General features: G+C 31.7%; 8 protein-coding genes. 6 read left to right on the forward strand and 2 right to left on the reverse strand.

The features are described 5' to 3' along the window. Positions 1 to 9: 9 nt before the first annotated feature. Genes VZD24_RS14595 through VZD24_RS14615 form a run of 5 tightly spaced genes read left to right on the forward strand, consistent with a single transcriptional unit; the run spans position 10 to position 7,608 of the window. Complete coding sequence (locus VZD24_RS14595) at positions 10 to 2,205, forward strand: hypothetical protein (protein ID WP_342688020.1); 2,196 nt, start codon at positions 10 to 12, stop codon at positions 2,203 to 2,205. Further along, the gene (gene pglZ, locus VZD24_RS14600; protein WP_342688021.1) at positions 2,198 to 4,693 is read left to right on the forward strand and encodes a BREX-1 system phosphatase PglZ type A; all 2,496 of its coding nucleotides are present in this window, start codon (positions 2,198 to 2,200) and stop codon (positions 4,691 to 4,693) included. The genes VZD24_RS14595 and pglZ overlap by 8 nt, the downstream gene beginning before the upstream one ends. 2 nt (positions 4,694 to 4,695) lie before the next feature. After that, complete coding sequence (brxL, locus tag VZD24_RS14605) at positions 4,696 to 6,714, forward strand: BREX system Lon protease-like protein BrxL (RefSeq protein ID WP_342688022.1); 2,019 nt, start codon at positions 4,696 to 4,698, stop codon at positions 6,712 to 6,714. 11 nt (positions 6,715 to 6,725) lie between these two features. Beyond that, the gene (locus VZD24_RS14610; RefSeq protein WP_342688023.1) at positions 6,726 to 6,992 is read left to right on the forward strand and encodes a hypothetical protein; all 267 of its coding nucleotides are present in this window, start codon (positions 6,726 to 6,728) and stop codon (positions 6,990 to 6,992) included. Between the two features lie 16 nt (positions 6,993 to 7,008). Further along, positions 7,009 to 7,608, forward strand: coding sequence for a hypothetical protein (locus VZD24_RS14615; protein ID WP_342688819.1), 600 nt, complete (start codon positions 7,009 to 7,011; stop codon positions 7,606 to 7,608). Here VZD24_RS14615 and VZD24_RS14620 read toward each other — a convergent pair. Continuing rightward, the gene (locus tag VZD24_RS14620; RefSeq protein ID WP_342688025.1) at positions 7,605 to 7,817 is read right to left on the reverse strand and encodes a hypothetical protein; all 213 of its coding nucleotides are present in this window, start codon (positions 7,815 to 7,817) and stop codon (positions 7,605 to 7,607) included. The two genes, VZD24_RS14615 and VZD24_RS14620, sit on opposite strands and share 4 nt — an antisense overlap. 398 nt (positions 7,818 to 8,215) lie before the next feature. On the opposite strand from VZD24_RS14620, the gene VZD24_RS14625 reads away from it, so the two are divergent. Further along, positions 8,216 to 8,464 (forward strand): hypothetical protein, encoded by a 249-nt coding sequence (locus VZD24_RS14625; protein WP_342688026.1) that lies wholly within the window; start codon positions 8,216 to 8,218, stop codon positions 8,462 to 8,464. 5 nt (positions 8,465 to 8,469) lie between these two features. Here the strand turns inward: VZD24_RS14625 and VZD24_RS14630 are convergent, their stop codons facing one another. After that, on the reverse strand, positions 8,470 to 8,793 hold the full coding sequence (locus VZD24_RS14630; RefSeq protein ID WP_342688027.1) for a hypothetical protein: 324 nt from the start codon (positions 8,791 to 8,793) through the stop codon (positions 8,470 to 8,472). Between the last annotated feature and the right edge of the window lie 174 nt (positions 8,794 to 8,967).

An 8,967-nucleotide genomic window follows, 5' to 3' on the forward strand; every position in this document is an offset into this window, starting at 1 on the left:
AATTATGTTATGAATACATATTATTATATACCCGTAAATAGTTTGAACTTTAATAATATACTCTCATCAGAGAGCATATCGCCAGTGTCTTTCTATGAAAAAAGGGGTTTTGGATTTAAGCGCTTTGAAAGGATTAATGCCAATCCCCTTCAAAATTCCCTTCTTGCATATAATAAAATCCCAATACTTCCCAATATTAGAAGTGACAGAGAAGAATATCCGCTTTATCTCAGTGTTCCTGAGAAGTATCTTAATGGTGATTATTCAAGAAAATCAATTAATGGAATTGATATTATTCAAATGGATAAGTCCATATATATAAATTGGATGGAGTGTTTTTTATTAACCAGAACTGAAGAAGAGAAGAAAAAATTAATAGCAAGTACCAGAAGGAGTATCGAAGTCAAAAATGTAGACAACTACATTAGTAATATTTATGTTTTGGATGATTACGAGATAGAATCTTTTGACTGGAACGAGTCTATTATTGCAGACTTTTCAGATGCTAAAAATAGTAACCAATCCGAAATTTTGAGAGACCAAAAAGTAAACAAATTTAAAGGGTTTGTTTATGCTTACGCTTCAGGAAAACTGAAAGAGCAACCTCAAGAAATGGCTGAAGGCTCTAGGTATTTCCAAGAATTCATCAATTCATACTCTGCATTATTAAATGATTTGTCAGTGCTTTCAAGAAATAATAAAGGAAAGAAAGGGAGTTTTGATTATAGCTCAGCTAATAAGGCTTTAGACCAATTAATAGATATCAAAGAACGAATTGAGATATTATTCGGGGCATACGAACAATCAGACATAGACAAGTTAATCGAGGAAAAGTTCAGCACTGAAAAAAGCATTATTGAAATTCTTAAAAAACTGCAATATCAAAAAACAAGGATAACTGTATATTCATTGATTTCTGATTTTCTCAAAGATAAAGACGACTCGTTATTTAGTATTGAAGAATTATTAGAGATTTCAATAAATAACATTAAGGATTTTTTGAAAAATTCTTCAATAGAGAGACATAAGGAGTTAAAAGATAGTTTTGATAAGTTCACCGCTCTAATTAATAAAAGAATAAGAGAGTACAGGTCAGTCGCAGCTAAAGAAAACGAATTGGACAATATTTCAATTGATATAAATTCGGACCTAACTGAGATTAAAACAAATTTAAAAGAAATAAATGAAGAAGAGAATTTAGATTATAGCCTAATTATTAATGAAGTTCTCAGTAGAATTGAACTATCAACATCGGATGAAATTGCTCAATGCAGGCTGAATATAATACAGAATGTAGCAGATTCAATTAAAAGCTCTAAAGGCGAAAATGATGACCGTGTAGATTATCTCAGAAAATTATATAAAAGTCTTACCAAGGTCGGAATAGGATTTAAAATAAATGAAATTGAAGATAATGCTTTAAAATCACTCGCATGCTTCCTATCACGTTATTCAGAAATGGAAAAACTGCAAGACTTTATGGATAGAAACAAGTTTTACCATTATGGTCTTTCTTTCGGTATTTGGGGTTCTGCATATGGATATGCAAATATTTCTAAAATACTAATGGAGTCTTTAAACGAAGATGATGAGAAACTATCTTTAGTAACAAAATACATCAACAAGACAATACTCAACCAAGAGATTGATGAAAAAGGTTTGAAAATTCATATAGAAACCTTCGGAACAAAGAAATCTATGCCCACTAAACCAAAATGGAAAATAGAAGCAGAGCGATTAAACCGAGAACAAACCAAGGAAAATTCAGTAGAAGAAGAGAGAACTTCTTATGAATCTAAACAAATTAAAGACAACACTATGCCACCCATTAATAAAGGTGAACAGTTAGATATTTTCCAAACCCCAGAACAAAGAGAGGATTTTGATGAAGAACGTCCATTCGTAGTTAACTTAAAAGTTGATAGCCCTAACTTTTCTAAAAAAGAAATTGGATTTATTGACTTGATAAAGAAAGATAATGTTTTAGGGAAAAGAGTTGATTGGATTGAATTGATTGAGTCTAGTTTCAATTTGTTTAATGAGGAATTTGAGTCAAACCCAGAAATGGGTTTAGGTAGTAAGAAGCACGAATTTGAGCGTCTTTTGGCAGAGGAAAAATATCGTCAAGATATAAAAGGTTTCGGTCCACAGAAAATAAACGAAGCCGTAAAAGTTTTTATGACTTACATCCAGTCCAATGAGTAAAATTCAAGAATCCATATCCGTAAAATTTAAGTCTAACAGAATCATATTTTGGTATGACACTAAATCAGAGTTAAAGGAAGAATTTGAGGCTCTAGAAGAAAGTGGATTTGAAAAAATTCAAGTTCAAGGCAATGAATTTGAAGTAAAATACAAAGTACATAGAAATAACCCGAACAGGAAGTATCTACTTTACATTACAGGACCGAAACCAGCGCCTGAGGATAATTGGTTGTTGGATTTAGAATTAGCACACTATACTTTCCATACTGACCAAGAAGCTATGGTTTTGCAAGAGTTAGGTTTAGGTTACCATCTCAAAGAGCTTGTAGCCGAGCATATTGAATTCTTTAAATCTAAAGAGCGAAAGACAAAACTAAAAGAACTTTTAGGTGATGGTGATGAGCATGAGGATATTAGAGGTAAAATGTTGGCTGTTGTTTTTAATACCGATTTTGTAAACCTCAACACATTTATTCAATCCCACAGTACAAACTTTATTGATGGAAATGAAAAGTTTGATAAAAACTTAGAACGCTTTAACCTAGAGAAATATTACTGGGGTAAAATTAAGCACCAGTTTAATTATACCTCTGAAACCCCCTCTATTTATGATTTTCTTGTCGAGGTGTTTAATAAAAACTTTGTCTATGGTTCAAAAAATGATTTGAGCAAAGAGACCAGAATCTTTTTATTGCAATGGAAAGACACCATCCAATTCAAGGAAGCATTTCAAAGGATTTCGTCTAGAGTAGCATTAGACTTAAATATAGAATCAAAACTCAGTAATGCAGAATTAGATATTATTATTAATGACAATCTATTTGAACTCTGTGACCGTAAAATAATACACAACCTGAATGAATTAATAGTTGCTGGCGAAATATCTTCAGATAAGGTTAAGAACTATATTAAAATTCGAGAAAACAAATTCTGGTTCTCAAAGTATAAACACTTCTATGATTGTGTAAATATAGCCGCTGAATTTATAGAAAATGTTAATAAATATAGCGCCACTATATATAATTCTTTTGAAGAGGGAATAGAACACTACTCTAAAGAATTATATAGAGTTGACCTTCTTTACAGGAAGTTTATTTGGAATTATAGGGAGACGAGTCAGAATAAAATAATTTCTGAGCTCGCACAAACTGTTGAGAAAGTCTATTCTAATAACTGGTTATTAAACTATAATAACAACTGGCAAAAACATGTTGATGCCACAAAGCAGTGGTCAACAACAGCTCATAACAGCCAACGTTCATTTTTTAAGAGTCATATTCAACCATTTATTGAAAAAAATCAAAGAGTCTTTGTGATTATTTCAGATGCTTTAAGATATGAAATTGGCGCAGAATTAAACAATCGTCTTAAAACAGAAAATAGGTATGAGTCAGAAATTGGAAGTATGATAGGTTCTTTACCATCGTATACTCAATTAGGCATGGCTTCTTTATTACCGCATAATAAATTATCGCTTAAGTCAAAAACGGATTCCATAATAGTGGATGGAAAATCAAGCTCAGGAATTCAAGGACGAACAAATGTTCTTCAATCCAATTCAGGGGTCAGAGCCATTGCTATAGGTGCTGATGAGTTTATGAACTTCAATTCTAGTACGACTGGTCGGGAGTTTGTAAAACAATATGACCTCATCTATATCTATCATAACAGAATAGATAAAACTGGAGATGATAAGGTATCTGAAGAAAGGGTGTTTGATGCTGTAGAAAAAGAATTAGACTATCTAACAGAACTCTTGAAAAAGATAGCAAATATGAATGGTAATAATATGATTATTACTTCGGACCATGGCTTCATTTACCAGCATAATCAATTAGATGACAGTGACTTTATTGAATCTGGGCATAGTGGAACCATTTGGAAAGAAAATAGACGGTTTATTATTGGTGAAAACCTAAAAGGAGATAATACAACTAAGGCTTTTACGGCTAAAGATTTGGGAATAGATTCAGATGCTGATATACTTATCCCTAAATCTATCAACAGGCTAAGGGTTAAAGGCGCTGGTTCAAGATTTGTTCATGGTGGAGCTACCTTACAGGAAATTGTTATTCCTGTCATAAAAGTGTCTAAAAAGCGTCAGGACACTACTTCAAAAGTTGAGGTTGATATTATTAAATCTACGGATAGAATTACAACCAATATTTTGGTAGTGGCTTTTATACAAACAGACTTAGCTACAGATAATACATTACCACGGTCACTGCGTGCAGCTATTTATGCTGAAGATGGTGAGTTATTGAGTGATATGTTTAAGTATAATTTTAATATTGTTGAAGGAAGTGAAAGACTCAGGGAAGTCAAACATCGGTTCCAATTAATGTCTAAAGCAAGTGGTAAATATAAAAATCAACGTGTAAAGTTAATTTTAGAAGAACCTGTCGAAGGTACTACCAAATGGAAACAGTACAAGGAGTACTATTACACCTTGAACATTTCATTTACCAATGATTTTGATGAATTTTAATTATGAAAGAATTAGATATAAAATTAAATGAGTATTTCGGTGGAAAGGTAGTTCGAAAGGACCTCACTAATGCTGTAAAGGGCAATGCTATAGTTCCAACATACGTTTTGGAATATCTTTTAGGGCAGTATTGTGCTACGGATGATGAGGTTACTATAGTTCTAGGCGTAGAAACTGTAAAAAGTATAATATCTCAGCATTTTGTTCATCGTGACGAAGCTCAAATAGTGAAGTCTACGGTTAGGGAAAAAGGTTCACATAGAATTATTGATAAGGTATCCGTTAGACTTAATGACCAAAAAGACCAGTATGAAGCTTCTTTTGCAAACCTTGGTCTAAAAGGAATTCCCATCAGTGATAATGTTATAAAAGAACATCAAAAATTATTATCAGGAGGTGTTTGGTGTATTCTAACGTTGGGTTATTTCTCTAGTGATGAGAAAGGAATGGTTCCTTGGCTTATTGAGAGTATTAAGCCTATACAAGTATCTAATATAGATATTAATGAATATAAGGAAGCGAGAAAAAAATTTAGCAAAGAGGAGTGGATTGATGTATTAATGCAAACCATTGGATTGAATCCTGAAGAGTTTACTTTTCGGTCTAAAATACTCCAATTAACTAGACTTGTCCCGTTTGTAGAAAACAACTATAACCTCATTGAATTAGGTCCTAAAGGAACGGGTAAGTCTCATATTTTCTCTGAAATGTCACCCCATGGTATCCTTATTTCTGGTGGTGAAGTTTCGAAGGCAAAGTTATTTGTAAATAATAGTACTGGAGAGATTGGATTGGTTGGCTATTGGGATGTTGTGGCTTATGATGAATTTGCTGGAAAAACAAAACGAACTGATAGAGGTCTTGTAGATATTATGAAAAATTACATGGCTAATAAATCATTCTCTAGAGGAACAGAAGTTTATGGTGCTTCCGCATCAATGGTTTTTGTTGGTAATACAGACCATTCTGTTCCATACATGCTAAAACACAGTGATTTATTTGATGCCTTACCGAAAGATTATTATGATACTGCATTCTTGGATAGAATGCATGGTTATTTGCCAGGGTGGGAAGTACAGAAATTAAGAAATGAAATGTTCACCAGTGACTATGGATTTATTGTGGACTATTTAGCCGAAGTACTGAAGGAATTGCGAAAAGAAGACAGGACACATGATTATTCACATTATTTTGAATTATCAGATTCTATAACGACCAGAGATAAAACATCCATAGCAAAAACTTATGCTGGGTTGTCTAAAATAATTTATCCACAAGGAGAAATAGGTAGAGAGGATGCTCAAGAATTATTAGATTTTGCAATAGAATGTCGCAAAAGAGTGAAGGAGCAACTATATAAAATGGATGAAACTTTTGAAGAAGTTGATTTTAGTTATAGCTGTAAGGATTCAGGTGAAATAATAACTATTGAAACACTAGAGGTTCTTGAGCTTGGAGAGCCTTTAAAAAAGCTTAAGGAAAATCAAGAAGATGACATTTCTGTTAAATCCATTGTTTCACGAAAAGAAACCAAAATTGAATTGCAAGAAGGTCAAAAAATCATTAGAGATAATCAGTCTGGGATATCATATGATATACTATTTGGGGCATATCTAATTGATGCATCTGAAATTAAAATAGTGGACCCTTATGTGCGGTTACCTTATCAGCTTCGAAATTTCATGGAATTAGCAAAACTAATTTCAGAGAAGAAAGACCCAGATTCTGAAGTTAAATTACATCTAGTTACAAGTAATGTAGAAGATTATGTTGAAGGTGCTAAAGACGCTTTTGAACAGATGACTTATTCTTTGGAATCATTAGGCATTATTTTCACTTATGAATTTGATGACTTTATTCATGACCGTTCTATCGTTATGGACAATGGCTGGAAGGTTGTTTTAGGGCGAGGTCTTGATATCTGGCAGAAAACAGGTGGTTGGTATGATATTAATGAATACATACAAGAGAAAAGGCTTTGTAAGGCTTGTGAGGTGACGTTTATTAAGCAAGAATTTTAAAAAAGTAATTTATGTTAGAAAGCTTTAAGAAATATTTAATTCAGCAAGGTTATAGTGAATATACTCCTTCTGGAAATCCATCCACAGTTTATGATTACATGAAGCGGGTTGAAAAAATTTGTGAAATAGAAAACATAACTGTTAAGAGAATGGCTGAAAATATTGATTTTTTCATTGAGAAATATGGTCCTACTGGTAATGAATCTGAATTTGGTAAGAAGAGTCATAACGCCTACATAAGTGCATTAAAGAAGTTTGGGGAATTTTATAATCAATAATAACTATACCACCTTGTTGAACAAAATCACACTCAAAAGCTCACTTAAATCACTTCTTGAAATTCCTAAGCAAGTTCAAAGGAGGTTTGGGGAAAATAAAAAATACCAATCAATAGTAGAATTCATTATTAAACAAAAATATGACGATGACAACTATTCTTTACCTACTATAAAAGAATTAGAGCAAATAACAGGACTTAAGCATTATCAATTGAATAAGTATTTTATTGAAATGTACAACTCAATTGTAGATGATGAGATAAATTTTGAATATAACATTGAGAAAACCGAAATATATTTTTTAATCAGTCACAATAAAACGTACTCTTCTTTTAAATGCAACAATCTATCTTATATTCCAAAAGTTGGTGATAATTTCACCCTACCTTTTTTAAGAGCCAAATTCAATTTTGATATGTTCTATGTCTATGATGTCCATCATAATTTTATCGATGATTTACATAGAATAGATATTATTTTAAAACAAGGATTATTCAATTCATTCTGGCACCATAGACTTGACGAAGCCAAGTTTAAAAATGAAATTTCTATAATGGATTTAATTAATCTCAATGAAGCTGATATAAGAGAGAAATTAGGCTATAGAAGGTATTAATTAATATCTCGGTAAGCCGTCTCAATCAGCACCCTAATTGCAGATGATGCACTACCACCGTATTTGCTTCTTTTTGCTAATTGATTTAACTTCTCCTTTAATTTTTTAGATATTCTCATTGTGAAAATTTCAGTGTTCTCTGTTGTTGGTAATTTACCCATAGTTGGTTTTCTATATAAATATGTCAAATATGAATAAACCTCAGCCATAAATTATGAATATGGTTAACGGTACCATATTGCACTAAACTAGCACCGTTTTTAAAGTATATACTATGGTTGGATTGTCGTTTTTATGCATATATGGACAGTTACATAGGGAGTGGTGTCTAAATCCAACCCAATAATTGGAAAAATTTAAAACGGGACCTCGTATCCTCTCTTATAATAGGGTTAAAAATATTCTTGTATATACAACAGGTCGGATATGTAAAAAAAATTTTTTATAAAAATTCTGAAATGTTTTTTGGTACCATCCATTATCAACAATTGTATTAATGGTAGTATGACCCAAATTGACTATTTTTCGTATAAATACCTGGTTTTCAAGTGTATTATTGTGTCAATCTAAAATAATACATCATATTTGTGATATAGCACTTAAGATTATGACACAAGGAGAAAGACAAAATTATAAATGGAGACCGAATGATAATTCATCAACAACTAGATTGAGATATGACCTTGAAGCTGAGCATTGGTATAAATCTTTCAAAAATGCTGAACTTAAGCATAAACCATCTTCAATTGGAGGGGAACTAGGTGTGATTGTAATATTACTTCAACTGTTATTCTCATTATTTGTCTTAGTGGTGTTGGGTCTAATTAAGTTTTTAAATTGGCTGACTCGTTTATGAAAAAATTATGCTGATTTTTTCATTAAAGGTTTATTTATGTAGAATTCGGAATAATCGATTCTGCATTCTATCATTTCAGTTTCGTCAACTTTTATTGTTCCTTTATAATCATCATTAAGCTCCTTTACAAAGGTTTTAAAGTTGCTCCAATATCTTTTTATAGTTGAAACATGAACATTGATTAGATGGGCTATTTTGTCTTGCGTAATTTTACCATTAGATTTAAAATCCCACTCTTCAATACATTCATATATTTTCTCTGTTGTTCTTATTGATTTTATACCACCCAATTCTTTATTCACGATTTTCATTTTTTCTTTAAAAATCATTTTATGATTTGGATTGAAAATGATTCTTCTTTCTTTATTATAGAACATCTCTAATGTAATACTCCCTTAAATTCGGACCATAAGTTAAGTTGAAAATTTTTAACTTTAAACTTATGAATATGAAACGAACGAAACGAAAATTCACAATTGCTTTTAAGACCAAGGTTGCCATTG

Source organism: Aequorivita flava (assembly GCF_038742595.1).
Taxonomy (GTDB): domain Bacteria; phylum Bacteroidota; class Bacteroidia; order Flavobacteriales; family Flavobacteriaceae; genus Aequorivita; species Aequorivita marisscotiae.

Bases quoted from the DNA above. Each gene is read 5' to 3' on its own strand.
- VZD24_RS14595 (WP_342688020.1), top strand. From the start codon at position 10: ATGAATACATATTATTATATACCCGTAAATAGTTTGAACTTTAATAAT.
- pglZ (WP_342688021.1), top strand. From the start codon at position 2,198: ATGAGTAAAATTCAAGAATCCATATCCGTAAAATTTAAGTCTAACAGA.
- brxL (WP_342688022.1), top strand. From the start codon at position 4,696: ATGAAAGAATTAGATATAAAATTAAATGAGTATTTCGGTGGAAAGGTA.
- VZD24_RS14610 (WP_342688023.1), top strand. From the start codon at position 6,726: ATGTTAGAAAGCTTTAAGAAATATTTAATTCAGCAAGGTTATAGTGAA.
- VZD24_RS14620 (WP_342688025.1), bottom strand. From the start codon at position 7,817: ATGGCTGAGGTTTATTCATATTTGACATATTTATATAGAAAACCAACT.
- VZD24_RS14625 (WP_342688026.1), top strand. From the start codon at position 8,216: ATGACACAAGGAGAAAGACAAAATTATAAATGGAGACCGAATGATAAT.
- VZD24_RS14630 (WP_342688027.1), bottom strand. From the start codon at position 8,793: ATGATTTTTAAAGAAAAAATGAAAATCGTGAATAAAGAATTGGGTGGT.